This window comes from Acinetobacter sp. UBA1297, assembly GCF_002307755.1.
Lineage (GTDB): Bacteria > Pseudomonadota > Gammaproteobacteria > Pseudomonadales > Moraxellaceae > Acinetobacter > Acinetobacter radioresistens.
The window spans coordinates 1-26,914 of record NZ_DBUF01000027.1 but is presented as its reverse complement, the minus strand read 5'-3'; the positions used below and the strand labels follow the sequence as shown (position 1 = coordinate 26,914).

The following is a 26,914-nucleotide window of genomic DNA, read 5'->3' as shown; positions in this document are numbered from 1 at the left end:
ATCGGATTAGAGGTGTGGATAAAATGTATCTTATCCACACCTCTACAGTTTCAGCTATGAAGAGCAGCTAACCATAATTTCAGGTATATCACTTGGTAGAGGAGCCAGGTCTTCCGGTTTCTCGGTTTCTGGCTGAAAAATAAACGGCTGACTGAGTAAGGTGAATAAACGGTCTACTTCAGAAAAGTCATCCTGTTCTGCCAGTTCAATCGCTTTTTGTGCCATGTGGTTACGCAGAATATAGCGAGGATTAACCTGTTGCATGGCCTGATCCAGCTTATCTGTGTCCTGATGCTCACGGATTTGCTGATACAGGGTTAAGAAGGTATCAAACTGCCGGATATCGAGACAGTCATCACGAAGAGCCTTATATTCCTTTTGCTGTAAGCGGATAAAACTGTGAGTGTAGTCCAACTGTTCACTTTGCAGAATTCTTAAGAAGGCCATACCAAATTCCATACTGTCTTTATGGAATTCGGGTAAGCCCATTTTCTGACATAAACCAAATTGATACTGTTCCAAAAAGGTCGGTTCAAACTGTTCCAGACATTTGGCAAGTTCTTCCTTGAATTGTTCCTTGTCGGTTTCTTCAGCCAAAGGAATAAGGTTATTTAACCAGATCCATAAGTTCCAGTGAGCAATACTTGGCTGGTTCTGGTAACTATAGCGCCCCTGATAATCCGAGTGGTTATTGATCCAGCCCGGGCGGAAACGCTCCATAAAGCCATAAGGACCAAAATCAAGGGTCGAACCAGTAATATTAAGATTATCGGTATTCATCACCCCGTGGGCAAAACCAACCAGTTGCCACTTGGCGATCATGCTGGCAGTTCTTTTAATCACTTCTTCAGCAAACGCCAGTACAGGTAATTGTGTTTTCAGACAATCCGGATAATGCCACTCGATACATTGATATGTGAAATCTCTAAGTAACTCTGGAGCATACTGGTTAATCCACTCAAAATGTCCGAAGCGAATATGGCTATCAGCAGTTCGCAGTAGCATGGCACCTGGTTCCAATGTCTCGCGCTGTATATTCTGGGTGGAACTGGTGAAACCTACGGCATTGCTAGATGGTACACCCAAGGCATTAAGTGCATGACCAGCCAGATATTCGCGGATTACCGAACGCAATACTGCCCGGCCGTCACCCATGCGTGAATAGGGGGTAGGTCCTGCACCCTTAAGATGAAGGTCAATCGTCTGGCCTTGTCGGTCAAGTACCTGTGCAATCAGCAGGCCGCGGCCATCTCCAAGTTGTCCGGCCCACTGCCCAAACTGATGTCCTGCATAGACCATGGCTAAGGACGGACATTTCTGAAACGTTCTTTGTCCGCTGCAAATTTCAACCCAGTTTTGTTTTTCTTCTTCAGTCCATTGCAATTCTTCCGCCAGATGCAAGTTAAAGTGGCCCGGCTTGGCACCTCGTAATGGTACAGGCTGTTGCTGATGATAAAGTCGGGAGTCGAGGGAAGAATATCTTGGATTAAATTGCATAAGGTACCAGACAAATAAAAATATAGATTTACTATAACAAATTTACTGTTCCAGCCTAGCACTAGTTAAGGCGTGATAAGAATTGGATACAAATACCTTAAAAACATAACTGCTTTAAAAGAAAAAAGGCTAGAACCCATTTCCGGTTTTAGCCTTTTTTAAAGTTTTAAAAATCAGGTGGTCTGTTTTTTCAGACCACGCATAACTTCTTCTAACGATTTACGGTGATGAGCCAGACGCTCCTCTACCTGCTGGAATTCACCTTTTAGGCGGTTATCCATCTGGTGGATTTTTTCTGCTACAGCAGCTTTTTTAGCATGAAGCTCCTGTTCCTTGAGTTTAGCCCAGTCATTTAAGGTATGAGTAAAAGCTTCGTATTCCTGAGCAAGCCGCTGTTTAACAGTACTAATATCTGTATTCACATCATGGCCGTAGATAGCAAGATCTTGTTCAGCATATTTAAACTTCATTGCCAGTTCAGCTTTCTTGATATTAAAGCTTGGTATGCGGCGCAGATTTTTAGCAAGTCCCAGTTTTGAACAGCTCCAGATGAGCCACTTGGTAGGGTCGTATTGCCACCACTTTACACCATTACGATAGTCGTACTGGAAAATGTGGTGATAGTTATGATAACCCTCACCCCAGGTAGCAATTGCCAGCCAGAAGTTATCACGTGCTGTATTTTCATCTGTATAGGGACGTTTGCCCCACATATGACAAAGAGAGTTAATAAAGAAAGTCACATGATGACTTAGAACCAGACGTAACAACCCACCCAGTAGAACTACTCCCCAGATATCACCTACAGCCCAGCCAATCCCGCCCAGAATTGCAACATGTACGGCAATTACCAGCGGTACATAGTACTTGTGCTGAAACATAACCAGTTTGTCATTTAAGAGGTCAGGTGCATTTTTATAGTTAGGTGCTGCAGCCGGATAGTCACGAATCATCCAGCCCAGGTGGGCATACCAGAAACCATTATTGATGGAATACGGATCTTCTTCTACATCATCAACATGACGATGATGGGTACGGTGGCCAGAAGCCCAGTATAAAATACTATTTTGTACTGCAAACGTTCCACCAATCATCAGGAGGATTTTTAAAGGCAGGGAGGCTTCATAGGCACGGTGCGCCCATAACCGATGGTAACCTGCAGTAATACTTAAGCTACTAAATGCTAACAAGAAAAATAAGCTGAGCCATGCACTTAAGCTAAAATCATGATGATACGCGTAAAGCGGAATCAGAACAGCGGCAGCAATGGGAGTCCCAAGTAGAGTAATACTGGCGGTCCAGTTAATTGGGGCTTTGGTTAGGGGAGGATTATTCATCTCCAGTAACGCTCCTACAAGCCTTTGCAACAAAGGCAAAAACGAAACAGCGCAGCTATTTTCTGTCAAAAATAGCCATAAGACCCGCATCTTAACATGTGAGTACAGCTGTTCACTAGCATTATTGTACGCTTGTACACCTTAAACCGTAACAGAATGAATGTTTGTTTTTCACGCGTAAGCAGGAGAGTACAATATGAAGAAATATACTGATAAAGCGTTTAAAAAATATACCTTTTTGAATCTAAGGCTTAGCATGCTTACAGGCAGTTTAATGTTATTGATTGGGCTTGCAGGCTGCCAGTCATCACAACCTTCCACTTCTCTAGAAACCCGCCCAGTCTTAAAACAAAAAGTAGTGACTCAAGCGTCATCTAAGCAGCTCAGCCGTGACGGTGTTCAGGATGTAAATTGGCGTATTGTCAAAATTAAAAGCCAGCCAGCCAAATTTTTCAATCAGGTACCTTTTATCCGTTTAAACTCTGTATCAAGAACCGTGACCGGACATACAGGGTGTAATATTGTCTTTGGGCGTTATGACATCAATACAACCCAGAAAACCCTGAACTTGACTGCTAAGGCAGGACATCAGAGTTGTGATCAGGCACTGGCACAGGAAGCTAATCTGGCTGATGCTTTAGAGCGGGTCAGCCGTTTCCAGCTGAATAATAAGCAGCTGTATTTGCAGGACCGGGCTGGCCAGATTCTGATTCAGGCCGAGAAAAACTAGTCAACTGATTTAAAGCTGGCTCTGCATGGTTTTGGGAATGTCGGTAATAAGACCTTGTACCCCTGCATCACGCAGGGCTTTTGCCCGCTCAATACTGTTGACTGTCCATACACTAATATTCAGTTGAGCTAAATGAGACAGTTGAATCATTTCAGGAGTAGCCAACTGGTCCATCCAGCCAATATGCGAGCAGCCTAAATGATGGGCTTTTTCGATTGCCTTGCTTTTAATATCATCTTCTACCAGAAGGCCGCGTTTAAATCTGCTGCGTTGCTGCTGCAAGCTACTTAAGACTTTTTCATCAAAGCTGGTGATAGTAACCTGTTGCTCCAGACCTTGTAGCTGTTGTTCCAGGCTCAATGTCAGTTTTTCTGCTTCTGGAAGTGTAGTAACCGGTTTAATCTCAACTTCAATATGCTCAAAGTCATTTAGCAGACTAAGCACCTGCTGTAATTTTGGCGTGTTTTCCGTTTTAGGCCAGTTGGTCCACTGATGCCGGTGGTCATAATGTACCAGATCACTTTCAATACATTCATACAGGGGGTGAGGCAAGCCTGCGGTTCTCAGAAAGTTATCATCATGAATAACAGTAAGACAGTTATCCTTGAGCTGCCGTACATCAAACTCGACAGCACGGACTCCCAAATCACGTAAATACTGGAAGCCCCCTAGTGTATTTTCAGGAGCTTCACCACGGGCACCACGATGGCCAATAATTTTCATGAAACAACTCGAACGAGTTTTGAACTTAACTGAATATTATAAACCTAAATTGTGTCATTTATATTTTTTTGCCACAGAACCTCATTGCCACCCTCAGCCCGTTGCAAAGCACGTGAAGCCACGAACAACCAGTCCGATAAACGGTTCAGAAGTTGTAAGGATGTCGGTTGGATATTCTGGTCACGGCTATGTACAGACATCAGGGTGCGCTCGGCACGACGGCAAACAGCACGTGCCTGATGGGCATAACTACAGGCTAAAGTGCCTGCCGGTAAGATAAAGTCCTTTAACATCGGTAGATCTTCATTCATCCGGTCAATTTCCTTTTCAAGAAATTCCACTGAAACTGGTTGTAGCAGGTTGAAATTTGGAATACAGACTTCACCTCCTAAGTCGAACAGCCAGTGTTGAATTAAACTCAGAGATTTATCCCAGCAGCTTTTGTCTTTGATTGTACTCACTGCAATTTGTGCACGTAAGACGCCTATACATGCATTCAATTCATCCACATCCCCTAAAGCGTCTATACGCAGATCATCCTTGGCGACGCGTGAGCCATCTCCAAGGCCGGTAGTACCTGAGTCGCCTGTACGGGTATAAATTTTACTTAAACGGTGGCCCATAAGTTTTCCTTAAACTGAAAGCAATAAAAAAGGATAATGCCGGTCAGAACATTATCCATAAACTGCGCTGTTTTAAATATATTTTTTAGAGTTCAAATATTAATAACGGAATGTAACACCAGCTGATGCTAGGCGGCCCCCGTTAACATAGTAAATATTATTTCCGTTGTAAGCTGTTTTATATTCGACATCGCCAATGTTTTCAATATTAGTAAAGAGTTTAACCGTAGGTGTAAGTTGCCAGTAGGCATTTATATTGGCTGTTATATAACCAGGAATTGTAGATTCAGAAAAATCTTTAGCTTTTGATTTTGCTATTACAGAAGCTGAGAGGCCATATATTCTATCATCCCACCCCGCTGTTAATGTTATATTTTGACGTGGCCGACGATTTAAGTCTTTCTTGGTAATATCATTTTTAGCCTGAATATAGGCGTAAGCCATATTTAAAAATAGCTCATCTTTCTGCCAGTTAATAGTAGCTTCACTACCTGTTAATTTAGCTTTATCTATATTAATTAGCTGTGAGCCTCTTGAAGAAATTAAATCATCAATCTGGGTCTGATAGACAGAGAATCCGGCAGAAAGCTGCTGAGTTAATTGATGATCAAAACCTAGTTCATAAGATATGCTTTTTTCAGGCTCTAAATTAGGATTTGCTCCCCATCCAATAGCATACAAGTCATTATTTGTAGGAGCTTTAAAAGCAGAACCAATATTAGTATAAATACTTGTAGATGGGGAAAGGAAATATCGGGCAGCAATTTGTCCTACTGTATGATTACCGAAACGCTCATGATCTTCAAGACGAATACCTGCTTGTGTATTCAGTATATCTGTCTGGTATTGATGCTGAACAAAGTAACCTGTTGTTTTAACATCTTTATTATAAAAAACATCTTGACCAGGATAATATACACCATCCCACTCATAACCTTCACCTTTAGAAAAAATATTGGCTTTAGTGTTCTTGTGTGAAATACCTGTCAAGATATTTTGGCTAGGTGAAAACTGCCATTTTGTATATAGTTCAGCTTCCTGAGTTGTACTGTGTACATAGTCAGGAGAGTTATTCTGATCGATATTATCTTTAAACTGTGAAAGGCGAGTATGAATAGCAACCTGTTCTGAAATATTTAAGCGGCTTTTAAAATTAACAATTTCATTTTCAAAATCTTGAGATACTAAATTGTTATTTTGATCATAGTCGCTATTACCTTGGTTTTTACTATAATCTAAAGATGTAGCATAAATATCTTTTTCTATTCCAACTTTTAGACTATAACCTTTTTGGTCGAAACTAGCTCTTTTATTATTTTTTGCATTAGTTACAGGCGTGCCATCGGTTTCTAAACGTTGACCACGAATCTGTGCATAGAATCCGTTTTCTGCCAAATCAGCGCCAATTACAGATTTATAAGTTTTATTCTCACCTACTTCACCTGTAATAAAAGCACTGTTTTTTTCTGGGGTTGTGGAAATTATTTGTATAACACCACCGATCGCATCTGTACCATATAAAACAGATGCCGGCCCTTTTAAAACTTCAATCTGTTTAACATCTGTAGTATCAATAAAAGGTAAGCTAGCTTGTCCTGATGTATTTGAATTTAAACGTACTCCATCTCTTAATATTAGTGCTTGAGATGATTTTGTTCCTCTAAGATAGATCTCTGAATATTGTCCGTAACCACCAGTCTGCACTACATTGATTGATGCATCGGTTTGCAGTAGCTGAGGTAGTGAAGCTATTGAAGACTGCTCAATAATCTCAGGTTTAATAATCGTAATTCGAGCAGGTATTTCACTTGCTTTTTCAGCACTTTTTGACGCAGTTACTACAATTGGGTCAAGTTGAGCCGATATAATCGTATCTTCAGCAAAAATGGCAGGAGAACACCCCATCGCAATAGCGATAGCCCCTACCAGACGGGTAGGTTGAAATAAAATAGACATGACTTTATGCTCCATACATTCACCCCCCGTGAATGATTGAGTTGACAGGCGCAACAAGCAGGTCTCCGGACTCAAATATAAATATTGCTTTGCAATATTGGCATATTCGCCTTCCCACACTTTATGCAGTGGCGTAAGTTAAAACTTAAATAATATGCGGTTCATTTTACCGTTGCGGGGGCAGTGTTGGATTTGCACCAACTTCCCTAAAGCTCTAAGCTAGACTTGTTGCAATCGCGCGCAGTATAAAGTTTGCCTGTCAATTAAACAATCCATATCAAGAATATTCAGGATGAATTTTACGCAAGCCAAAAAAATTGCATTACAATGAACGGCCCGTCATATTTATAGATGAACTATAAACCAGGCAGTCTAAGAGCCAGAACTGTATGCGTACCCGTGCTAAAATTTGTGGAATTACCCGAACTTCTGATATTCAGGCCGCTGTTGAGGCGGGTGCAGATGCTATTGGGCTGGTGTTTTATGCACCAAGCCCCCGATATGTCAATATCATACAGGCTAAAAATCTGATAAAACATATACCTGCTTATGTCCAGATTGTTGGACTATTTGTTAATGCTACTGCAAGTGATGTCTGTCAGGTACTGCATGACATTCCATTAGATGTGCTTCAGTTTCATGGTGATGAAACGCCTGAACAGTGCCAGAATATTGCAAAGCAGGCTAAACGGCGCTGGTATAAAGCAATTCAGGTCAAACCTGATCTGGATATATCGGCCCAGATCAGTCATTATCAGCAAGCAGGTGCAAGTGCTGTATTACTGGATGCCTGGCATCCTGTACTTAAAGGTGGTACAGGACACCAGTTTGACTGGTCAAAATTTCCTAAAATCGATGTACCTTTAATCCTGGCAGGCGGTTTAACGCCTGAAAATATTAAAGAAGCTATTCAGACTACCGGAGCATTTGCGGTAGATGTCAGCGGAGGCGTAGAGTCCGCAAAAGGTATTAAAGACCAGCAACTCATTGAACGATTTATGCAAGGAGTCCAACGTGGATCAGCAAAATAATGTGATTGACTACACCCGGTACCCGGATGCCCGTGGGCATTTTGGTATCCATGGCGGACGTTTTGTGTCAGAAACGCTGATGGCGGCTTTAGAAGATTTAGAAAATCTATATAACCGCATGAAAAATGATGAGCAGTTTCTGGCAGAATTCGACCGTGATCTTGCCTACTATGTAGGTCGTCCTAGTCCTTTATATTATGCTGAGCGATGGTCAAAAGAATTAGGCGGTGCGCAGATTTATCTGAAACGTGAAGACTTGAATCATACCGGCTCCCATAAAGTGAATAACACGATCGGACAGGCTCTGCTTGCTAAGCTTTCTGGTAAAAGACGGATTATTGCAGAAACTGGCGCCGGTCAGCATGGAGTAGCTACCGCTACAATTGCAGCACGTCTGGGAATGGAATGTATCGTTTATATGGGCGCAGAAGACGTTAAACGACAGGCCATGAACGTGTACCGTATGCGTTTGCTGGGCGCGACTGTAGTACCGGTAGAAAGTGGCTCTAAGACACTCAAAGATGCCATGAATGAAGCCATGCGTGACTGGGTTACCAATGTCGATTCTACTTATTATGTAATTGGTACAGTAGCGGGTCCGCATCCATATCCACAACTGGTTCGTGACTTTCAGTCGATTATTGGCCGTGAAGCCCGTCGTCAAATTCAGGAGCAGGCCGGACGTTTACCCGATGCACTGGTTGCCTGTGTAGGAGGCGGCTCTAATGCTATGGGACTATTTTATCCGTTTTTAAATGATGAAAATGTCCAGATGTATGGTGTAGAGGCCGCAGGACACGGTATCGAGACAGGCAAACATTCAGCACCATTGAATGCTGGTCATGTCGGTGTATTGCATGGTAACCGTACTTATTTGATGTCAGATGCACAGGGCCAGATTATTGAAACCCATTCTATTTCGGCAGGTCTGGATTATCCGGGAGTAGGGCCGGAACACAGTTTTCTAAAAGACATGAAACGTGTGAATTATGTGCCCATCAATGATACAGAAGCCTTGCAAGGTTTTCGTGATCTGACCCAGATTGAAGGAATCATTCCTGCACTGGAAAGCTCACATGCCATGGCTTACGTTTCCAAGCTGGCACCGACCATGTCAAAAGACCAGATTATCATTGCAACCGTATCAGGACGTGGTGACAAAGACCTGATGACTGTTGCCCGTATTGACGGTGTAGAAATGGTTGAGATGTAATTCTCGTTGTTTTTATACACCTAAAATAGCTCGTGCTGGATTAAACTCTAGCACGATTTTTTTATTTATCAGATCAATTAATGCTTTTATCAATTTTAGAATATTAAAAATATTTATAAGTAGAGTGGCTATTAATATAACTTGGTATTTCAATGATTGATTGCTAAAAATATAAGATCTTTTTCTGGTTGGCTCGATTTTATCAAGACAGGATAAAATTATGGCCAATACAGCTCATCTATAGATATTTTGACAGGAGTATCAATGCCTAGTCTATTTATTGTTATGCTTGGCGGACGACATGCACGTGCCAATACTGAAGTACATGATGTGGTGCTGGCAGTCGGGGATACACTTGAAGAAGTTTACCCCCAACTCAAGCAGTCGTGGTTTGGAGAACAGAAAGGCCTGCACATAGATGCATGGGCTAAAATCAATGGTATAACGTTTGAAGAAAAGAATTATCAGATCCATTTTACCCAAGCTCAGCCTCAGGCTTCTGAACAGAAACTCTATTTAATTAACCTTGGCGGTTACGATGCACAGGAATTTGGGGAACTGCATCGTTATGTACTGGTCGTAGCACAGAACCATATGATAGCCAAACAGCGGGGGAAGCAGTATTTTGCCAGACATTGGAAAAAACAGCATACAGACCGCGTATTAGATATTGATGACTGTATTGCCATTGATCAGGTTTATGGCTGTTACATACAATTGATAGAAGGTAATTTTTTTGGTAATTGTTGGGAAAATACCTATCTAACCATTTAATCAAAAAATTGGTAAAAGAAGTTCTGGATATTTTCTGGAAAAGCATAATTGACTGTTAAACCCAACTGTTTAATACTTGAACAGTGTTTTTTCTATATTGTTTTGAAGTTTATGGAAGAGCCTCCTTAAGCTGTTTAAATGAGCAAAAAAAATAAAGGGAAATATAGAGAGTAAAATGATCTTAGTAGGCAGATTATAATTTTTAAAAGCTTGAATAAGCTGATATAGCTTAGGTTTGGGAGCAGGGGAAATAAAATGGATTTGATTCAGGCAAATGGACAGCCGCGTTATGGGCGATTTTCTCAATTGCCGAGTAGTATCAGCCTTGACCAGTACGAGTATAAAACACCCTATGGGGAGGTCCTTCAAGGCTGGCGTAAAAAGCTAAAATATAAAAAGTTTAAATTCTGTAGTATTCAGCATGAACATTATTCAATTGGTCTGGCAATTGTTGATATTGGCTGGGCCGGCCATGCTTTTTTCTATATTTATGATCATGCAAATGAGCAGGTGCAGCAGTGGAATGCAATCCAGCCTTTTGGCTATAGAACCCATCTGGACGAGCAACCACTTTATAATCAGAGTCATTTCTACAAATCACCCTTCGCAATTGAAATCCAGCATGCCAATGGGGTGCGTTATATCCGTATAACCAGACATGGCGAAGTTAAATTAAGTGCACGAATGTTTTGTGCCGGTACCCAGCCCTTGAGTTTGTGTAGTCCAAATGGAATCAATGGGTGGACTTATACCCAGAAACTGACCACCTTGGCCGTAGAAGGTTATTTTGTTAATAAACAGAAACAGACCATTCAGTTTAATGAAACCAGTTTTGCTTCCCTGGATGACACCTGTGGTTTTCTAAGGCCGGAAACTGCCTGGTACTGGCTGTCATGCAATTTCTGGGATGCTAAAAAACGGCGAATTGGATTGAATCTGGCCTCTGGGGTGAATGAAAGCTTTGGTAATGAAAACTCGCTCTGGATTAATGGTGAGCTTTTTGCTTTAAGTGATGTATTATTTGAACCGATTGATGACAAAAGCTGGAGTATCCGCGCATTAGATCAGCGTTTAAATCTGGTGGTCCAGACCAGCTGGCGTCGCTATGAAAGTATTAATTTACGAATGGTAGGAAGCCAGTTTAGCCAATGGCAGGCAAAAATAAGTGGAACAATTCGGACTGAAGAGAATGAAACTATAGAACTTCTATTTGAACATGGCTTATTAGAACAGCACTATGCAAAATGGTAATGTTCGCTTATTTATAGTGACTCAAAAATGAAAAGGCCAAGATGACTCAGCCTTTCCATTTTTTATATATAGCTTCAGTCTTGCGCTGCCTGCCAGAAAGCCTCTCCTGCCAGAACCGGATCTCCCGTTTCTTCTAGTGTTTTTACCCATACATCATATTGCGTAATAATAGGATGCTGACTGGGATGAAAGTCTTTTTTAAACCAGTCCCGGTACTGTTTGCCCATACGTGTTAATGTACCGTGACGGCCAAAAAACCAGGGTAAACCCCGAACATTCATCTGCAAGCGTTGCCAGGCAGAAAAGCCGTCATGCCTTAACATGACGTTGGCACGATAAAGAGTAAAACCAAACATCAGGCCAGTAGTCCACGCTAAAGTAAATTTACGGGTCATTTCTGGCACATTGGCGATATCATGCATGACATCAAATGCAACATCACGATGTTCCATTTCTTCAATAGCATGCCAGGCAAACAGAGCACGGAAATAGGGATGTGCATCTTTTAAAGTTGATTTGTATGCAAAAAAAGTCTCGGCCATTAACGCGGTGAGATGCTCGGCAGCAGCAGTCATGGCAATATTATATTCAGGAGAACGCTGCTCGAGTTCAAATTTGAAAATTCTGGTTAAACGCTGAATAAACTGGTCTACGGGCATACCTTGTGCTTTCATGAGCTGGTTCATCTGATCATGGGCAATTCCATGCTGTGCTTCCTGACGGATAAAATCAGCCACCCGGTTCTTCAGCTCAGGGTCAGTAATCTGATCACGGAACAGGCGTACACTCTGAATAAAATAACGCTCACCATCAGGAAAGGTCAGACTTAATGCATCAAACATACGGGTAATAAACGGATCACCGCCAAACCAGAAACGTGGTATTTCATTCAGTTTGAAATTCAGGTGAGAGCGCACCACCGGACGGGCTTGATACTGGACTACTGCATTCATATTATTTTACTTCATATAGCCATTTATACTGTTCAGTATGTCGGGCTTTATCGCTTTTGTTTTGACAGTTCTTGCCAATTTTTATACTTTTTACGACAGCAGGACAGTTAATGGATTAAGCTGCACATGTCAGTATTCAAAATATCAAATGGTTATTTCCATTTATGGAAAACCTGCTTGCAGAGCAAAAACCTGAACTGGCGCCAGTTGGACTTATCTGCTGAACAGCAGCAACAGCTTGAGCATATTTTAAGTCTGCCGATTGATACTCAGTCAGACATGCAGTTTTTTCTTGATTTGATTGAGGTAAGCCGGCAACAGTGGTCGCTTCCGAATCTGGTGCTCGATATGGCCTACTGTATTAGCCCGGCAAATTTCGGTGTACTAGGCTATATGGCTTCCAATAGCGCTACCTTGGCACAGGCAATTCAATACGTGATGCGGTTTCATCGTTTAGTGATTGACAGTGAGCAGGTATTACCTCTGCATATTACCGAATATAAAAATAAAATCCGCCTCTATTGGCCTTTGGTTGATGAGCAAATGACAGTATTATGCGAACTGACTCTGGCTGCAATGGTACATTTGGCCCGTCAGATCATCCCTGAACAGCAGCTTTTTTTACAGGCTGTGGAGTTTGTCCATCTTCCAAAAGTTCCCTTTCTGAATTACCAGAAGTTTTTTCAGTGTACGCTAAAGTTTCAGCAGCCTTATTATGCTATTACTTTTGCACGGGAAAGTTTAAATAGCCGGCCATATCAGGCAGATTCTACCCTTATACAGTTGCTGGTCAGGCAGGCAGAAGAAGCACTGGCCTCTAAAGCGACAGCGCAGGATCTTACCCAGCAAATTCACTGGATTGTAGGTGAATATCTGAAACAGCAGCAACGGGCACCTTTACTGGAATGGATTGCAGACGAGTTGCATCTATCTGTGCGAAGTCTGCAGCGTGCCTTAAAAAAGCAGGATACTTCCTTTAAGGAAATTGTAGATCTGCAGACGATGAAGCGCTGTGAGCTATTACTGGTACAAAATGAAAGTCTAAACTGGATTGCTGAGCAGCTGGGCTATTCAGACCAGTCAGCATTAGCACGCGCCTATAAACGGGTGAGAGGCTCTACACTGCTGGCATTCCGTAAAGCACAGCAATGAGGCCATCTATATAATAATAACTGTTTACAATATAGGCTGATTCAGACTGTTTTCAGGCGTGGATAACGGAACAGGATGGACAGGATGGCAAAAATTGCCAAGACCCAGCAGTAATAAATATGGCCAAGCAGCTCAACAGGCGACAGTTTGGCAATGGAGCAGGCCAATAGCAATTGAGCTCCATAAGGAATCAGACCCTGAACAACACAAGAAAAAATATCCATTAGAGCAGCCACACGTTTTGGATCAAGTCCATATTCTTTGCTGACTTCACGTGCCATGTCACCTGAAAGGATAATTGCTACGGTATTATTTGCCACAAACAGATTGGAGAAAACTACCAGAAAACTGACCCCCAGTTCACCGGCCCGTTCACGGCTAACCCTGAACAGACGCGTAACGCTATAGATCCGCTCAATCAGCCACTGCAGTCCGCCTTCTTTTTGCATGATGGCAGACAAACCGCCTAAAAACATAGACAGCAAGGCAACTTCAAACATGCCGACAAAACCGTCATATATTGCAGTGTTTAGCTTCAACAGATTAAATTCAGGCTGTACAAACAAACCGATAAGACCTGAAAGCAAAATTCCTGTACCTAAAGTAACCAAAACATGCAAACGGCTAAAAGCCAGCAAGAAAACAGCCAGATACGGTAAAATGAGCCATAAATTATAAGAAGTATGCTCAATGGTCTGGGAGTCATGCGTGGTTAGAATATAGATCATCAAAGTAATTACCGAAGCGGGGACGGCAATCCAGACATTCACCCGGAACTTATCGCGCAATTCAACATTCTGACTACGGGTAGCGGCAATCGTAGTATCTGAAATCATTGAAAGGTTGTCACCGAACATTGCGCCACCTACCACTGCACCAATGGCGTAAACCACTTCAATATCGGTAACCTGGGCAAATCCAAAAGCAATTGGTGTACAGGCAGCGATTGTTCCCATTGAGGTGCCCATCGCCGTAGCGATAAAAGCTGAAATAATAAACAGCATGGGTAAAACAAAAGAAGGCGGAATAATAGAAAGTCCGAGCTGTACGGTTGCATCTACGCTGCCAATAGTACTGGAAACACTGGCAAAAGCGCCTGCAAACATAAACACCATGAACATGAGAATCAGGTTCGGATGACTGGCACCTTTTAGAAATTCTTCAATAGCTTCATTAATCTGGCCGCGATAGATCAGCAATGCAAGAATAATCGCTGGGAGGGCTGCAACAGGAGCTTTAACTTGATAAAAGGCAAATTCGGTTCCGATAATTGAATGGTAAATACCACTGCCTAAAAAGATGGCCAAAAATACAATAAGCGGAAGCAGTGCAAGCACGCGAGCCTGCACCTTGCTAGAAAGGTCGGAGGTCATAAAGTATAAGAGAGAATAAGAAAACCCTTATAGTATAAGGCAGGTTTCAATATTTCAGTAAATTTAAACAACCGTGCAGGAAAACTGCAAAATACAGAAAATAAAGGCTATAAAAATTAGGTCTAACTCATTTAAGTTCATTTCAGACAGCCCAAAAATAGGAAGCTTTGATCATTGAGAAAAAAACGAAAATATTGATAAATGTAGACCTCGGGTTGTTCTGGAATAGATCGCCACAATGCGCTGCTTGCTTGCTCTATCTATTGAGTAAAAAATAGCGTTACAATGCAGCGTCTTGTATTTCTACAAAACCAAGTTCTCAGTTTTCAATGATTCAAGGAATGCACAACCCTATGTCACGTTTAGCCACCCGTTTTGAGCAGCTTAAATCACAACAGCGTAAAGCTTTGGTTTCTTATGTGATGGCTGGTGATCCAGTACCGCATGTAACAGTCCCGCTGTTACATCGCATGGTGGAAGCAGGGGTAGACGTAATTGAATTCGGGTTGCCATTTTCAGATCCAATGGCAGATGGTCCAGTCATTGCTTTGGCTGCAGAGCGGGCACTGGCAGGCGGAACCAATACGCTAGATGCACTGAATATGGTAAAAGAATTCCGTGAGACAGATCAGGAAACACCGGTCGTACTTATGGGTTATCTGAATCCGGTCGAAGTAATTGGCTATGAGCAGTTTGTTTCAACAGCCAAAGCTTGTGGTGTAGATGGCATATTGCTAGTCGACTTGCCGCCTGAAGAATCTGATCGTCTGGTGACGATCCTGAAACAGCATGAGATGGATCAGATCTTCCTACTTGCTCCGACCTCAACCGACCAGCGTATTCAGCACGTAGTAAAACAGGCTAGTGGCTTTATTTATTATGTGTCGCTCAAAGGTGTAACTGGAGCTGCCAGTCTGGATGTTGCTGCAGCTGCAGAACGTATCGAAAAAATCAAAAAAGCCACCGATGTTCCAGTCGGAGTAGGCTTTGGAATTAGCGATGCGGCTTCTGCAAAAGCAATGGGCAGTGTGGCAGATGCAGTAATTGTGGGAAGCGCTTTTGTAAAAACTTTTGCAACTTTGGCCCCAGAACAAGCCGTTGAGCAAACGGTCAATAAAGTCAAGGAGCTTCGAGCAGCGCTCGATGAATTAGTATGAATCAAGAAGTGAAACCAGGGAAAATCCTTAGTACACCAACACCATGGACGGAACGTTCAGTTCCGGGTATTGAGGTACCTGACGAACAGCAGGCTTTAAAAGCCACCTTTACCGAGCCAACTATTGAGTGCCCGGAATGTCATGCCCTGGTTACACGTACGGCTATGTCTTTTAATGCGTATGTTTGTCCACAATGTGATGAACATTTGCGTATGAAAGCCCGCGAACGCCTGACTTGGTTCCTGGATCAGGTCACAGCTGAACTTGGCCAGGAATTTACTGCTAAAGATCCATTACATTTCGTCGACAGTCGTCCTTATCCGGAGCGTATGCGTGAAGCACAGGATAAGACCGGTGAAAGTGAAGCTCTGATTGTCATGCAGGGTACGCTTAAAAATCTTCCGCTAGTGGCTTGTGCTTTTGAGTTTGATTTTATGGGCGGTTCCATGGGTACGGTTGTGGGCGACCGCTTTGTGCAGGCCGCTGAGCGAGCAATCGCACAACGTCAGCCGCTGATCTGTTTTGCAGCTTCAGGTGGTGCCCGTATGCAAGAAGGGATGTTGTCTCTTATGCAGATGGCTCGTACTTCTGCAGCGATCCAGCGACTTAAGGATGCCGGTTTACCTTATGTTGTGGTCTTGACTCATCCAGTATATGGTGGTGTTACTGCATCTCTAGCTATGCTGGGCGATGTACATATTGCTGAGCCTAAAGCCATGATTGGTTTTGCCGGTAAACGCGTTATTGAGCAAACTGTTCGAGAAAAGCTTGAAGAGCCGTTCCAACGTGCTGAATACCTGCTTGATCATGGTGTAGTCGATCAGATTGTCCACCGTCATGCATTACGTGATACTGTATATCGCATTGTAGCTAAACTGATGAACTTGCCTTGAACAATGCGCCACATGCAACCGATACATTAAACACATGGCTCGATTATTGGAGCCATGTTCACGTTACAGGGATTGATTTAGGTCTTGAACGGGTCATCCCTGTTGCTGAAAAACTGGAAGTCACCCAACCTATTGCCAAGGTATTTACTGTCGCTGGTACCAATGGCAAGGGATCAACTACCACCACTCTGGCCGCAATTCTCAATGCCCAGGGTTATAAGGTGGGTTTATATCAATCTCCTCATATTTACCGTTTTAATGAACGGGTCAAACTGGCTGGTCAGGAAGTTGATGACCAGACCCTGATCAATGCGTTTGTAGCTGTAGATCAGGCCCGCCGTGAATGTGGACTGAGCCTGTCTTTTTTTGAAGCCACTACACTGGCCGCTTTTGTAATCTTTAAGCAGCAGCAATGTGATGTCTGGGTACTAGAAGTCGGGTTAGGTGGACGCCTCGATGTGGTTAATGTGGTTGATCCGGATATTGCTGTCATTACCAATATTGGACTCGATCATACTGACTGGTTAGGTGATACTATTGAAAAAATTGCCTATGAAAAGGCCGGGATTATCCGTCCCGGTATTCCTGTAGTATTTGGTGGTTTACAGACTCTGCCTCAAGCCATCCAGACAAAAGCCGAAAGTTCGCAGGCAACGCTATATACCGCTAATCGGGATTATTTCTTTAAATATAGTGAATATGGACAGTACTGGTTTTTTGCTTCATCGGGTCTGACCCTGAAATTACCAGTCGGCTCACTGGCACTAGAAAATATTGCGCTGGCTGTTGCGGCAGTTCTGCTGAGTGGTCTTAATATTACTCAAACTGCTGTTGCTCAGGGAATTCAAAAAGCTCGCCTGCCGGGGCGTTTTGAAATACGTAAATTGCAGGATCGCACTATAATTTTAGATGCAGGACATAATCCTCATGGTGTAGAATTTTTGTTAAAGCAATTGCGAAAATTTCTAGAATACAATAAACAATACACGGAAATTATAACTGTCTTTTCAATGTTGGCAGATAAAGATATTGAAACCGTGGTGGATATACTCAAACCTGCTGTTTTAAGTTGGAATATTGCCCCGTTAACCGTACCGCGTGCAGCTTCTTTGGAGCAGCTTGGCTTTGCATTACAGGAAGAGACAGTTAAACAGTTCAGCAGTGTGCAAGAGGCATTTCACTCGGCAGTGGCCGAAGCTCAACAGCACCAGCTGATTTTGGTTTGCGGTTCGTTTCATACCTTAGAAGCGGTTTGGGAGTATCTGGAAGAATGTCAATGAATAGCAAACAGCGCTGGATGGGAGGCGTTGTTTTATTAGGTGGTGGTGTTTTATTGGCAGCATTACTCTTAAAGGGTAAAGAAGAAATTGACCAAAAACATGTTCAGATTCCCCCAACTGAACAAGTACAACAACAGCGTAAAAATCCTGCTAACCAAGATCTGGTTCAGCTACAACCTTTAGCTGTAGATGTCGAAACTGAAAAGCGTCTGCTTGAGGAGCAACGTCGCGCGCGTGAGAGAGCAGTTGCCGAACAGGAAGCACGTGCTGCAGAATTTTTACAAATGCAACAACAGGCCGAAGCAGAGGCTGCAAGAAAAGCTGCTGAGGAATATGCAACGTTAAATGCCTTGCGTAATGGAAATCAGGAAAGTTCAGATAATATTCCACCTGAACTGGTTGATGAGAAAGCTAAATCAGCGCCTAATACACAAAATAAACCACAGAATACTCTGAACGCACAGCAGTCAGAAGCTCAGAAAAAGGAAGCTCAGCGCAAGCAGGAAGCTGAGCGTCAGGTGGTTGAAAAAAAGCGCAGTGAGCTAGAGGCCAAACAAAAGGCTGAGGCAGAACGCAAAGCGGCAGCAGAGAAAAAGGCCCAAGAAGAGCAAAAACGTAAAGCAGCAGAGAAAAAAGCTGCCGAGGAAAAAAACTTAAAAGCTGAAGCTGAAAGGAAAAAATCTCAGGAAGAGGCCAAGAAAAAAGCCGAAGCTGAAAAAGCTCGTAAATTACTGGAGGAAGGAGATGATGACCGGCAGTGGATGGTCCAGGTGGCTCTGGCAGCTAATGAAGCTAATGCAGATGCCATTGTCTCCAAATTACGTGCTAAAGGCTATAAAGTTACCCGTAGCCCAACTTCTAAAGGAATCCGGATTATGGTCGGACCGGCTAAAGACCGGGACACGGCAGATGAAGCACGTAAAAAAATTGTTAATGATGCCAGCCTGAATATGAAATCTGCTTGGGTTATTGACTGGGTACCACTCGATAAACGCTAATCCTATCATTATTTTTTTTCTGGACTCTGCAGCTGTTGCCGGGTCCATTGAATATTTTTTGTACTAAAAAGTCTCTCTATATTTTTCCAGATAACATGGTAACCATAACCCCCATGCTTCATTTCAAGTAAAGCCTGCTCTGTGCTCCAGTTTTCAAATACAATACGGTACATTGCAATACTGGCACCAGTACGGTCTGAGCCGTGATAGCAATGAATCAGTACCTTCTGTCCAGAGTGTTGAGCTTGCTTTAGATATCGCATAATTCCCAGCAACTGTTCACGGTTCATTGCCCAGGTGCGAATGGGCAGATGTATGACTTGAGTATTCTCTCCCTCTAAAATACCGCTATCCCGGTCGTGTGTACGCAGATTAATTACAGTCTTGATATTTTTCTGTTTTAATAAAGGTAATAAAGCGGAACTGGGCTGTTCGCTACGGTAGACCCATGAACTGACCTGATAAAAATTATGTGCTGCTGAAAGCTGGTTGCCCCAGTGCTCAGGTCGCTGATGGTCGGGCAGCGCAGGAGCAGTCATGCATCCATTGACTATCAACACGCTGCTGCATAGACCTGTGAGAATGTATCTGTTTTCTATCATCCTGCTTTTCTTTAAATTAAGTAGCTATTTATAACAAAAAGCCTATCTGCAAGAGATAGGCCTAAGAGAATATAAACAGATTAAATTTAGTCTTTATCAGGTTGTGGAGTTAAGCGTAGATAAGGTTTAACCGCCTTATAACCCTTTGGAAAACGTTCTTTTAGTTCGGCTTCATCCTGAAGAGATGGAACAATCACAACATCTTCACCTTGTTGCCAGTTTGCTGGAGTAGCGACTTTGTGATTATCGGTAAGTTGTAATGAATCTACAACGCGCAGGATTTCATTAAAATTACGACCAGTAGATGCAGGATAGGTAATAATCAAACGTACTTTTTTATTCGGATCGATAATGACCAGAGAGCGGACAGTTGTAGTTTCACTGGCATTTGGATGCAGGAAACCATAAAGTTCGGAAACCTTGCGATCCTGATCTGCAATAATCGGAAAATTTACTGTAGTGTTCTGGGTCTCATTAATGTCATTAATCCAGCCTTTATGTGATTCCACATCATCTACAGATAAAGCAATCGCTTTCACTCCGCGGCGTTCAAACTCGTCTTTAAGCTTTGCAGTATAGCCCAGTTCAGTGGTACAGACCGGAGTATAGTCGGCAGGATGTGAAAACAGAATTCCCCAGCTATCTCCAAGAAATTCATAAAAATCAATAATTCCTTCACTAGACTGCTGCTGGAAATTTGGTGCGGTATCGCCTAGGCGTAATGTCATGATTATTGCCTCTAATTCTGATTGGTAAGTATAGTCTTTATATAATATGGAACAGATCTTTAGTATTGAGAACCACTGTTTACATATTTTCTTATGAAAATTTTGTATATGAATATTTTAATTTTCATCAGTAATTCTGATGGAAAACTCTTTTCTGTGCTAGGTGAAACTGTTGTAAGTTTGCTAAATTAGCAGCATTTTCGTGCAGCGATATGCATGCCATTCAACAATTTTTTTTACAGGTTTTGTGCAAAGCCCTTGTACTTGTAAATTCTGGCATCATAATAACGACTGAGAAAAAATTACCATTTGACAAGCAAGATTTAGAGAGTCTATTACATGTTGGCAAGTCTGATCGGAGGTATCTTCGGTACAAAAAATGAGCGCGAACTCAAGCGGATGCAGAAAATTGTCGAGAAGATCAATGCGCTCGAGCCGACCATATCTACCTTAAATGATGCAGACTTATCTGCAAAAACCCAAGAATTCAAACAACGTTATAATAAGGGTGAAACGTTAGATAACCTTCTGCCAGAGGCTTTTGCTGTCTGTCGTGAAGCTGCAAAGCGTGTAATGGGCATGCGTCATTATGATGTGCAGCTGATCGGTGGTATTACCCTGCATGAAGGCAAGATTGCCGAGATGCGTACCGGTGAGGGTAAGACCCTGATGGGAACACTGGCATGTTATCTTAATGCCATCAGCAGTCAGGGCGTGCATGTTATTACTGTCAATGACTATCTGGCACAGCGTGATGCTGAGTTAAACCGTCCTTTATTCGAGTTTCTCGGCTTGTCGATTGGTGTCATCTATTCGATGCAGAATCCGGTAGAGAAATCTGAAGCTTATAAAGCTGATATTACTTACGGAACCAACAACGAGTTTGGCTTTGACTATCTGCGTGACAACATGGTGTTCTCGCTGCAAGAGAAAAAACAGCGTGGTCTGGTGTATGCCATTATCGATGAAGTTGACTCAATTCTGATTGATGAAGCACGTACACCACTGATTATTTCTGGTCAGAGTGAAGACTCGTCACAGCTTTATGCAGCAATTAATACGATTCCACCAAAACTGCGTCCACAAAAAGAAGAAAAAGTGGCCGATGGCGGTCATTTTTGGATCGATGAAAAACAGCGCTCAGTAGAGATGACTGAAATTGGTTATGAAACGGTAGAGCAGGAACTAATCCAGATGGGCTTGCTGGCAGAAGGTGAAAGCCTTTACTCCGCAGCAAACCTGAACCTGGTACATCATATTACTGCTGCGATCCGTGCACATTACCTGTATCAGCGAAATGTACATTACATCATCAATGATGGTGAAGTAATTATTGTTGATGAGAATACTGGCCGTACCATGCCGGGACGCCGCTGGTCAGAAGGCCTGCATCAGGCAGTAGAAGCTAAAGAAGGCTTGGAGATTCAGCCGGAAAACCAGACACTGGCAACCACGACTTTCCAGAACTATTTCCGTCTGTATCAAAAACTTTCTGGTATGACCGGTACAGCTGATACTGAAGCTGCGGAGATGAAAGAAATTTATGGACTGGATGTGGTGATTATTCCAACTCACCGCCCAATGATCCGTAAAGATCTCAACGATTTAATCTATCTGAATCGTAATGGTAAATATAATGCCATTATCGGAGAGATCCGAAATATTCGTGAAGCTGGTGTAGCACCAATTCTGATCGGTACCGCTACCATTGAAGCCAGTGAAATTCTGTCTGAGAAATTAACGCAGGCAGGTATTCATCACGAAGTTCTAAACGCTAAGCAGCATGAGCGTGAAGCAGATATCATTGCGCAGGCGGGTTCACCAAATGCTGTTACCATTGCTACCAATATGGCAGGCCGTGGTACAGACATTTTGCTTGGTGGTAACTGGAAAGCTAAACTGGCAAAACTTGAAAACCCGACAGCAGAAGATGAAATACGGCTCAAAGCAGAGTGGGATCAGTACCATGAAATGGTACTAAATGCCGGCGGCCTGCATATTATTGGTTCCGAGCGTCACGAATCACGCCGTATTGATAACCAGCTGCGTGGTCGTGCCGGACGCCAGGGTGACCCGGGCGTGTCACGTTTTTATCTGTCACTAGAAGATGATCTGATGCGTATCTTTGCAGGTGACCGTGTAGTGGCAATGATGCGTGCTATGGGATTGCAGGAAGATGAAGCAATCGAGCATAAAATGGTATCGCGCTCTATTGAAAATGCGCAGCGCAAGGTAGAAGCACGTAACTTTGATATTCGTAAAAACCTGCTCAAATATGATGATGTTAACAATGAGCAGCGTAAGATTATTTATTCTCAGCGTGACGATATTCTCGCAGAAAATAGTCTGCAAGATTATATTGAAGAGATGCATCGCGATGTCATGCAGGGACTGATCGGTAATTTTGTACCACCTGAGTCGATTCATGATCAGTGGGATATTGATGGTCTAGAAAATGCATTGCGTACAGATTTAGGAATTGATCTGCCAATTCAGCAATGGCTGGAAGAAGACCGCCGACTGGATGAAGAAGGTCTGGTTGCACGAATTACGGATGAAGTCATTAACCGTTACCGGGCCCGCCGTGAACAGATGGGTGCTGAGTCGGCAGCAATGCTGGAGCGTCATTTCCTGCTCAGTTCACTAGACCGTCACTGGAAAGAGCATCTTGCGGCAATGGATTATCTGCGACAAGGTATTCACTTACGTGGTTATGCCCAGAAAAACCCTGAACAGGAATACAAGAAAGAAGCCTTTAATCTGTTTGTAAATATGTTGGGTACCATTAAAGCTGACGTGGTAACAGATCTGTCACGTGTACATGTGCCGACTGCTGAAGAGCTGGCAGAAATGGAAGCACAGCAACAGGCACAAGCGGAATCTATGCAGTTAAACTTCGCTCATGATGAAGTAGATGGCCTAACAGGTGAAGTAACTCATGAAGAGACTTCTTCTGTACCAGAGCGTTCACGTCCAGCTCAGGGGAATATTACTCCGCCAGCAAGTCGTAATGCTCCTTGTCCGTGTGGTTCAGGCCTGAAGTATAAACAGTGTCATGGTAAAATCTAAATATTAGCACGTTAAGCTTAAAGCAGAACTTCGGTTCTGCTTTTTTACAAGGTGTTACATATTATGTATTCGATTGCAGATGCTGCATTTAAATGTTATTTACTTGCTCATGATGAGTTGAAAAACTGGAAAAATATGAAAAAAGTACTCAACCTTTTAGTGGCTGCTACGCTCGCTTTACCTGCTCTAGCTTTTGCCGAAACGGGTCAATTAAGTCACGCTACCCCTGCGCAAGTACAAGCTGCCCAAGGAACAGCTACGGCTCAGGCTGAATTAAAAAATGATACCATTACCCTGATCAGTCCTCGTACTGGTATTCGGTATACCATGAAAGCTACTGAACGCCCGATTATTTTGAGAACAGTGGCTATTGCACCAGTAAATAACGTTACAGTGAACCGCATTGTAGCGTCAAATCCTGCATTATCGGCTGCCAGTCAGGAACAGGCCAAACAGTCACTTCTAGGTACAGAAACAGCTCTTGCTTCAAATTAATTTTATGATTCACATATTAAAAGCCGGATTCTATTCGGCTTTTTTGTATGTATTTAATAAAGCTTAATATAAAAATCACCAATTCATTTAGAGTCTCTCGATTTTTAGAAAAATTTGCACTAAGCTGTTGTGTTTTCAATAACCATATCACTGGAAATTCAAAAATGACTGTGGGTGACGTATCAATGCCACAAATGCATGTGGTGCAAGGCGTAAAAATTGGTTCAACTGAAGCATATATACGTTATCCGAACCGACGAGATCTGGTTGTTTTTGAATTTGCAGAAGGGTCAAATGTTGCGGGCGTATTTACCCAAAATGCTTTTTGTGCTGCGCCAGTGCATATCTCTAAAGCGCATCTTTTAAAAAGTAATGCCCGTTACCTGGTGATTAATACAGGTAATGCCAATGCCGGTACTGGTAAGCTAGGGATGCAAAATGCGCTAGAGACCTGTAACAAGCTTGCCGAATTAGCTGGTGTTCAGACATCTGAAGTGCTGCCCTTTTCTACAGGCGTCATTGGTGAGCAGCTACCAATGCAGCGTTTACTTACAGGCTTGCAGCCTGCACTCGATAATTTGAAAGCAGATGCGTGGCTGGATGCAGCAAGTGGAATAATGACCACCGATACTACACCTAAAGGTGCATCGGAACAGTTCGAACTTGATGGCATTACCTACAGCATGACTGGTATTTCTAAAGGTGCAGGTATGATTCGGCCCAACATGGCCACTATGCTGGGGTTTATTGCCACTGATATACCTATTAGTTGTGAGCTGGTACAGCATCTGTTGAAAACTACTGTGGAACAGTCCTTCAACCGCATTACTATTGATGGCGATACATCAACCAATGATTCATGTATTTTGGTGGCTACCGGTCAGGCTGGCGGAGCAGAAATTACCAGTCTGGAAGATGAGCGCTATCAAACTGTACTTGAGGTCTTAACCCGCATTATGAAACGGCTGGCCCAACTCATCATTCGTGATGGAGAAGGGGCAACCAAGTTTATGACTGTGGCGGTCGAAGGCGGGGCAGATACCCAAGAATGTTGTGACGTTGCCTATAGTGTCGCTCATTCACCTTTGGTAAAAACGGCTTTCTTCGCATCTGATCCGAACTGGGGACGGATTCTGGCCGCGATTGGCTATGCAGGTGTTAAAAACCTGGATGTAGAAAAAATTCAGGTCTGGCTGGATGATGTCCAGATTTGTAAGGATGGCGGAGCTGCTGCTGACTATACCGAAGAAGCCGGAGCAGAAGTGATGGCACAACAGGAAATTACAATTCGTGTTGATTTAGGCCGTGGCGAGGCGAAAGATACGGTTTATACCTGCGATCTGTCTTATGATTATGTCAAGATTAATGCAGATTATCGTTCTTAATATCATGAATAAAAAAAGCCCTCCATGTGGGGGCTTTTTTCTAAAATAAAGGTTTTTATCAACTGTATGTTTAATACGGTTGAGATGATGGATCAAATGCCAGCGAAAAGGCTAGCAGCAAAAACAGAGAAGGCATGGTTATGACTGATGCGACATTAATTGCCAATGAAGCAAAAAATATTGTGCAGGCGCATTTGGACCGTTTAGGGGAACCCAAAAGTACTGCCCTGACTGAACAAGTGAAACAGGAAAAATTTGAACAGATCAGGGCCGAACTGAACAAGCGTGATGCTGTACTGGTTGCACATTACTATTGCGACCCTGAAGTTCAGGAACTGGCTGAACTGACAGGCGGCTGCGTATCCGATTCACTGGAAATGGCACGTTTTGGTCGTGATCATGCTGCTTCTACCTTGGTAGTAGCCGGTGTAAAATTTATGGGTGAGACAGCTAAAATTCTGTCACCAGAAAAAACTGTGCTCATGCCTACACTGGAAGCTACCTGTTCACTGGATCTAGGTTGCCCTGAAGATGCGTTTACGCGGTTTTGCGATGAACACCCTGACCATACTGTTGTGGTGTATGCCAATACTTCAGCTGCGGTCAAAGCACGTGCTGACTGGGTGGTGACTTCAAGCTGTGCAGTTGAAATTATTGAGCACCTAGATAGCTTGGGTGAGAAAATCATCTGGGCACCTGATCAGCATCTTGGTCGTTATATCCAGAAGAAAACCGGTGCAAATATGTTGCTCTGGAATGGGGCTTGTATTGTTCATGAAGAGTTTCGTGCACGTGGTATTGCCAACCTGAAAGCTCTCTATCCAGATGCAGCCGTTCTGGTCCATCCTGAATCCCCTGAATCGGTGATTGAGGTGGCTGATGCAGTAGGAAGTACATCACAATTGATTCAGGCAGCAAGGTCTTTGCCACATACCCATCTGATTGTGGCAACAGATCGTGGTATCTTCTATAAAATGCAACAGGCCGTGCCTGACAAGATCCTGCTTGAGGCACCAACAGCAGGTGAAGGGGCAACCTGCCGTTCATGTGCACATTGCCCTTGGATGGCTATGAATGAACTGGATGGAATTTTGCAGGTTTTACAAAAAGCTGACCAGAAAATAGAGGTTGACCCTGCACTTGCGCAGCGTGCAAAGTTGCCTTTAGACCGTATGTTAGCCTTTAGTGCCAGCTTAAAGCGTTGAAAATGATTAAAAAATGTCTAAAGTGCCTGATAAATATACATTTGAGGTGTTTTTTAATATTTTTTTAAATATAGGTGTTGACGTGACCATGCGTCACGCCTAGAATGCACACCGTACCGCACAAAGTGCGATACAATAAAAGCTGAGATGAATCGGAGTATGGCGCAGCCTGGTAGCGCATCTGGTTTGGGACCAGAGGGTCGTAGGTTCGAATCCTACTGCTCCGACCAATTTAAATCGGCGAAGTATCGCATGATATTTTTATCATCGGTCATGCGCCTGTAGCTCAGTTGGATAGAGCATCCGCCTTCTAAGCGGATGGTCACAGGTTCGAATCCTGTCAGGCGCGCCATTTGGTAGCTTGGTATTTAGAATCAAAGATGTTATGGTGGATGTAGCTCAGTTGGTAGAGCCCTGGATTGTGATTCCAGTTGTCGCGGGTTCGAATCCCGTCATTCACCCCATATTCGGAGTATGGCGCAGCCTGGT

23 protein-coding genes, 3 tRNA genes and 1 riboswitch are annotated in these 26,914 nt (G+C 43.1%); of the genes, 17 read left to right on the top strand and 9 right to left on the bottom strand.

Going from position 1 to position 26,914, the window contains the following annotated elements; all coding sequences use genetic code 11:
* Nucleotides 1–54: 54 nt before the first annotated feature.
* Nucleotides 55–1,497: a protein adenylyltransferase SelO gene (locus tag B3R63_RS11905; protein WP_286731349.1), complete on the bottom strand. Its 1,443-nt coding sequence runs from the start codon at nucleotides 1,495–1,497 to the stop codon at nucleotides 55–57.
* Between the two features lie 173 nt (nucleotides 1,498–1,670).
* The gene (locus tag B3R63_RS11900) at nucleotides 1,671–2,834 is read right to left on the bottom strand and encodes an acyl-CoA desaturase (RefSeq protein ID WP_005018486.1); all 1,164 of its coding nucleotides are present in this window, start codon (nucleotides 2,832–2,834) and stop codon (nucleotides 1,671–1,673) included.
* A 196-nt stretch (nucleotides 2,835–3,030) separates the two neighbouring features.
* Between B3R63_RS11900 and B3R63_RS11895 the strand changes: the two genes are divergently transcribed.
* Nucleotides 3,031–3,564, top strand: coding sequence for an META domain-containing protein (locus B3R63_RS11895; RefSeq protein WP_286731347.1), 534 nt, complete (start codon nucleotides 3,031–3,033; stop codon nucleotides 3,562–3,564).
* A 9-nt stretch (nucleotides 3,565–3,573) separates the two neighbouring features.
* On the opposite strand, the gene B3R63_RS11890 is transcribed toward B3R63_RS11895, so the two are convergent.
* The 3 genes from B3R63_RS11890 to B3R63_RS11880 all read right to left on the bottom strand — a co-directional run bounded on the left by B3R63_RS11890 (nucleotide 3,574) and on the right by B3R63_RS11880 (nucleotide 6,866).
* Nucleotides 3,574–4,287, bottom strand: coding sequence for a glycerophosphodiester phosphodiesterase (locus B3R63_RS11890; protein WP_286731344.1), 714 nt, complete (start codon nucleotides 4,285–4,287; stop codon nucleotides 3,574–3,576).
* A gap of 44 nt (nucleotides 4,288–4,331) precedes the next feature.
* Complete coding sequence (locus tag B3R63_RS11885; RefSeq protein ID WP_111282340.1) at nucleotides 4,332–4,910, bottom strand: cob(I)yrinic acid a,c-diamide adenosyltransferase; 579 nt, start codon at nucleotides 4,908–4,910, stop codon at nucleotides 4,332–4,334.
* Nucleotides 4,911–5,009: 99 nt separating this feature from the next.
* Nucleotides 5,010–6,866: a TonB-dependent receptor plug domain-containing protein gene (locus tag B3R63_RS11880; protein ID WP_286731340.1), complete on the bottom strand. Its 1,857-nt coding sequence runs from the start codon at nucleotides 6,864–6,866 to the stop codon at nucleotides 5,010–5,012.
* 39 nt (nucleotides 6,867–6,905) lie between these two features.
* A riboswitch (cobalamin riboswitch) is annotated at nucleotides 6,906–7,110 on the bottom strand.
* 145 nt (nucleotides 7,111–7,255) lie between these two features.
* On the opposite strand from B3R63_RS11880, the gene B3R63_RS11875 reads away from it, so the two are divergent.
* From B3R63_RS11875 to B3R63_RS11860, 4 genes are all read left to right on the top strand, one after another.
* Nucleotides 7,256–7,897: a phosphoribosylanthranilate isomerase gene (locus tag B3R63_RS11875; protein WP_111282336.1), complete on the top strand. Its 642-nt coding sequence runs from the start codon at nucleotides 7,256–7,258 to the stop codon at nucleotides 7,895–7,897.
* A complete protein-coding gene (trpB, locus tag B3R63_RS11870; protein ID WP_005018505.1) occupies nucleotides 7,881–9,110 on the top strand; it encodes a tryptophan synthase subunit beta in 1,230 nt (409 codons plus the stop codon). The genes B3R63_RS11875 and trpB overlap by 17 nt, the downstream gene beginning before the upstream one ends.
* Before the next feature lie 264 nt (nucleotides 9,111–9,374).
* Nucleotides 9,375–9,884 carry a DUF1543 domain-containing protein gene (locus B3R63_RS11865; RefSeq protein WP_286731335.1) on the top strand — a complete coding sequence of 170 codons (510 nt, stop codon included), beginning with the start codon at nucleotides 9,375–9,377 and terminating at the stop codon, nucleotides 9,882–9,884.
* 255 nt (nucleotides 9,885–10,139) lie between these two features.
* Nucleotides 10,140–11,135, top strand: a complete 996-nt coding sequence (locus B3R63_RS11860) for a DUF2804 domain-containing protein (RefSeq protein WP_005018509.1) — start codon at nucleotides 10,140–10,142, stop codon at nucleotides 11,133–11,135.
* A 74-nt stretch (nucleotides 11,136–11,209) separates the two neighbouring features.
* Here the strand turns inward: B3R63_RS11860 and B3R63_RS11855 are convergent, their stop codons facing one another.
* Complete coding sequence (locus B3R63_RS11855) at nucleotides 11,210–12,088, bottom strand: metal-dependent hydrolase (RefSeq protein ID WP_286731332.1); 879 nt, start codon at nucleotides 12,086–12,088, stop codon at nucleotides 11,210–11,212.
* Nucleotides 12,089–12,214: 126 nt separating this feature from the next.
* Between B3R63_RS11855 and B3R63_RS11850 the strand changes: the two genes are divergently transcribed.
* On the top strand, nucleotides 12,215–13,240 hold the full coding sequence (locus B3R63_RS11850) for an AraC family transcriptional regulator (RefSeq protein ID WP_286731329.1): 1,026 nt from the start codon (nucleotides 12,215–12,217) through the stop codon (nucleotides 13,238–13,240).
* Between the two features lie 41 nt (nucleotides 13,241–13,281).
* Here B3R63_RS11850 and B3R63_RS11845 read toward each other — a convergent pair whose 3' ends face one another.
* Nucleotides 13,282–14,613, bottom strand: coding sequence for a Na+/H+ antiporter NhaC family protein (locus B3R63_RS11845; RefSeq protein ID WP_265761543.1), 1,332 nt, complete (start codon nucleotides 14,611–14,613; stop codon nucleotides 13,282–13,284).
* 353 nt (nucleotides 14,614–14,966) lie between these two features.
* On the opposite strand from B3R63_RS11845, the gene trpA reads away from it, so the two are divergent.
* The 4 genes from trpA to B3R63_RS11825 are packed head-to-tail and all read left to right on the top strand — an operon-like array spanning nucleotide 14,967 to nucleotide 18,941.
* A complete protein-coding gene (gene trpA / locus B3R63_RS11840) occupies nucleotides 14,967–15,770 on the top strand; it encodes a tryptophan synthase subunit alpha (RefSeq protein ID WP_286731325.1) in 804 nt (267 codons plus the stop codon).
* Nucleotides 15,767–16,663: an acetyl-CoA carboxylase, carboxyltransferase subunit beta gene (gene accD, locus B3R63_RS11835; protein ID WP_005018522.1), complete on the top strand. Its 897-nt coding sequence runs from the start codon at nucleotides 15,767–15,769 to the stop codon at nucleotides 16,661–16,663. Before trpA ends, accD begins: the two co-directional genes overlap by 4 nt.
* Complete coding sequence (gene folC / locus B3R63_RS11830; RefSeq protein WP_119879581.1) at nucleotides 16,660–17,943, top strand: bifunctional tetrahydrofolate synthase/dihydrofolate synthase; 1,284 nt, start codon at nucleotides 16,660–16,662, stop codon at nucleotides 17,941–17,943. Before accD ends, folC begins: the two co-directional genes overlap by 4 nt.
* Nucleotides 17,934–18,941 (top strand): SPOR domain-containing protein, encoded by a 1,008-nt coding sequence (locus B3R63_RS11825; RefSeq protein ID WP_005407027.1) that lies wholly within the window; start codon nucleotides 17,934–17,936, stop codon nucleotides 18,939–18,941. Before folC ends, B3R63_RS11825 begins: the two co-directional genes overlap by 10 nt.
* An 8-nt stretch (nucleotides 18,942–18,949) precedes the next feature.
* Here B3R63_RS11825 and B3R63_RS11820 read toward each other — a convergent pair whose 3' ends face one another.
* Together B3R63_RS11820 and B3R63_RS11815 are read right to left on the bottom strand one after the other, a co-directional pair.
* Nucleotides 18,950–19,480, bottom strand: a complete 531-nt coding sequence (locus B3R63_RS11820; RefSeq protein WP_286731319.1) for a dual specificity protein phosphatase family protein — start codon at nucleotides 19,478–19,480, stop codon at nucleotides 18,950–18,952.
* Between the two features lie 149 nt (nucleotides 19,481–19,629).
* Nucleotides 19,630–20,271 (bottom strand): peroxiredoxin, encoded by a 642-nt coding sequence (locus B3R63_RS11815; protein ID WP_075041321.1) that lies wholly within the window; start codon nucleotides 20,269–20,271, stop codon nucleotides 19,630–19,632.
* Nucleotides 20,272–20,610: 339 nt separating this feature from the next.
* On the opposite strand from B3R63_RS11815, the gene secA reads away from it, so the two are divergent.
* From secA to B3R63_RS11780, 7 genes are all read left to right on the top strand, one after another.
* On the top strand, nucleotides 20,611–23,340 hold the full coding sequence (gene secA, locus B3R63_RS11810; RefSeq protein WP_017401168.1) for a preprotein translocase subunit SecA: 2,730 nt from the start codon (nucleotides 20,611–20,613) through the stop codon (nucleotides 23,338–23,340).
* A gap of 135 nt (nucleotides 23,341–23,475) precedes the next feature.
* Nucleotides 23,476–23,835: a hypothetical protein gene (locus B3R63_RS11805; RefSeq protein WP_286731393.1), complete on the top strand. Its 360-nt coding sequence runs from the start codon at nucleotides 23,476–23,478 to the stop codon at nucleotides 23,833–23,835.
* A gap of 164 nt (nucleotides 23,836–23,999) precedes the next feature.
* The gene (gene argJ / locus B3R63_RS11800) at nucleotides 24,000–25,220 is read left to right on the top strand and encodes a bifunctional glutamate N-acetyltransferase/amino-acid acetyltransferase ArgJ (RefSeq protein ID WP_034683709.1); all 1,221 of its coding nucleotides are present in this window, start codon (nucleotides 24,000–24,002) and stop codon (nucleotides 25,218–25,220) included.
* A 140-nt stretch (nucleotides 25,221–25,360) separates the two neighbouring features.
* Nucleotides 25,361–26,425, top strand: a complete 1,065-nt coding sequence (nadA, locus tag B3R63_RS11795) for a quinolinate synthase NadA (RefSeq protein ID WP_286731313.1) — start codon at nucleotides 25,361–25,363, stop codon at nucleotides 26,423–26,425.
* A 153-nt stretch (nucleotides 26,426–26,578) separates the two neighbouring features.
* Nucleotides 26,579–26,655: transfer RNA gene (locus B3R63_RS11790), tRNA-Pro, on the top strand.
* A gap of 45 nt (nucleotides 26,656–26,700) precedes the next feature.
* Nucleotides 26,701–26,777, top strand: a tRNA-Arg gene (locus B3R63_RS11785).
* Nucleotides 26,778–26,813: 36 nt separating this feature from the next.
* Nucleotides 26,814–26,889 (top strand) — tRNA-His (locus B3R63_RS11780).
* Nucleotides 26,890–26,914: the final 25 nt, after the last annotated feature.

Coding starts and splice junctions, on each gene's coding strand:
- B3R63_RS11815 (WP_075041321.1), bottom strand. CDS start 20,271: ATGACATTACGCCTAGGCGATACCGCACCAAATTTCCAGCAGCAGTCT.
- accD (WP_005018522.1), top strand. CDS start 15,767: ATGAATCAAGAAGTGAAACCAGGGAAAATCCTTAGTACACCAACACCA.
- argJ (WP_034683709.1), top strand. CDS start 24,000: ATGACTGTGGGTGACGTATCAATGCCACAAATGCATGTGGTGCAAGGC.
- B3R63_RS11820 (WP_286731319.1), bottom strand. CDS start 19,480: ATGACTGCTCCTGCGCTGCCCGACCATCAGCGACCTGAGCACTGGGGC.
- B3R63_RS11825 (WP_005407027.1), top strand. CDS start 17,934: ATGTCAATGAATAGCAAACAGCGCTGGATGGGAGGCGTTGTTTTATTA.
- B3R63_RS11805 (WP_286731393.1), top strand. CDS start 23,476: ATGAAAAAAGTACTCAACCTTTTAGTGGCTGCTACGCTCGCTTTACCT.
- B3R63_RS11905 (WP_286731349.1), bottom strand. CDS start 1,497: ATGCAATTTAATCCAAGATATTCTTCCCTCGACTCCCGACTTTATCAT.
- B3R63_RS11860 (WP_005018509.1), top strand. CDS start 10,140: ATGGATTTGATTCAGGCAAATGGACAGCCGCGTTATGGGCGATTTTCT.
- B3R63_RS11875 (WP_111282336.1), top strand. CDS start 7,256: ATGCGTACCCGTGCTAAAATTTGTGGAATTACCCGAACTTCTGATATT.
- B3R63_RS11885 (WP_111282340.1), bottom strand. CDS start 4,910: ATGGGCCACCGTTTAAGTAAAATTTATACCCGTACAGGCGACTCAGGT.
- B3R63_RS11895 (WP_286731347.1), top strand. CDS start 3,031: ATGAAGAAATATACTGATAAAGCGTTTAAAAAATATACCTTTTTGAAT.
- B3R63_RS11890 (WP_286731344.1), bottom strand. CDS start 4,287: ATGAAAATTATTGGCCATCGTGGTGCCCGTGGTGAAGCTCCTGAAAAT.
- B3R63_RS11845 (WP_265761543.1), bottom strand. CDS start 14,613: ATGACCTCCGACCTTTCTAGCAAGGTGCAGGCTCGCGTGCTTGCACTG.
- nadA (WP_286731313.1), top strand. CDS start 25,361: ATGACTGATGCGACATTAATTGCCAATGAAGCAAAAAATATTGTGCAG.
- B3R63_RS11850 (WP_286731329.1), top strand. CDS start 12,215: ATGTCAGTATTCAAAATATCAAATGGTTATTTCCATTTATGGAAAACC.
- B3R63_RS11865 (WP_286731335.1), top strand. CDS start 9,375: ATGCCTAGTCTATTTATTGTTATGCTTGGCGGACGACATGCACGTGCC.
- B3R63_RS11855 (WP_286731332.1), bottom strand. CDS start 12,088: ATGAATGCAGTAGTCCAGTATCAAGCCCGTCCGGTGGTGCGCTCTCAC.
- B3R63_RS11880 (WP_286731340.1), bottom strand. CDS start 6,866: ATGTCTATTTTATTTCAACCTACCCGTCTGGTAGGGGCTATCGCTATT.
- secA (WP_017401168.1), top strand. CDS start 20,611: ATGTTGGCAAGTCTGATCGGAGGTATCTTCGGTACAAAAAATGAGCGC.
- trpA (WP_286731325.1), top strand. CDS start 14,967: ATGTCACGTTTAGCCACCCGTTTTGAGCAGCTTAAATCACAACAGCGT.
- B3R63_RS11900 (WP_005018486.1), bottom strand. CDS start 2,834: ATGAATAATCCTCCCCTAACCAAAGCCCCAATTAACTGGACCGCCAGT.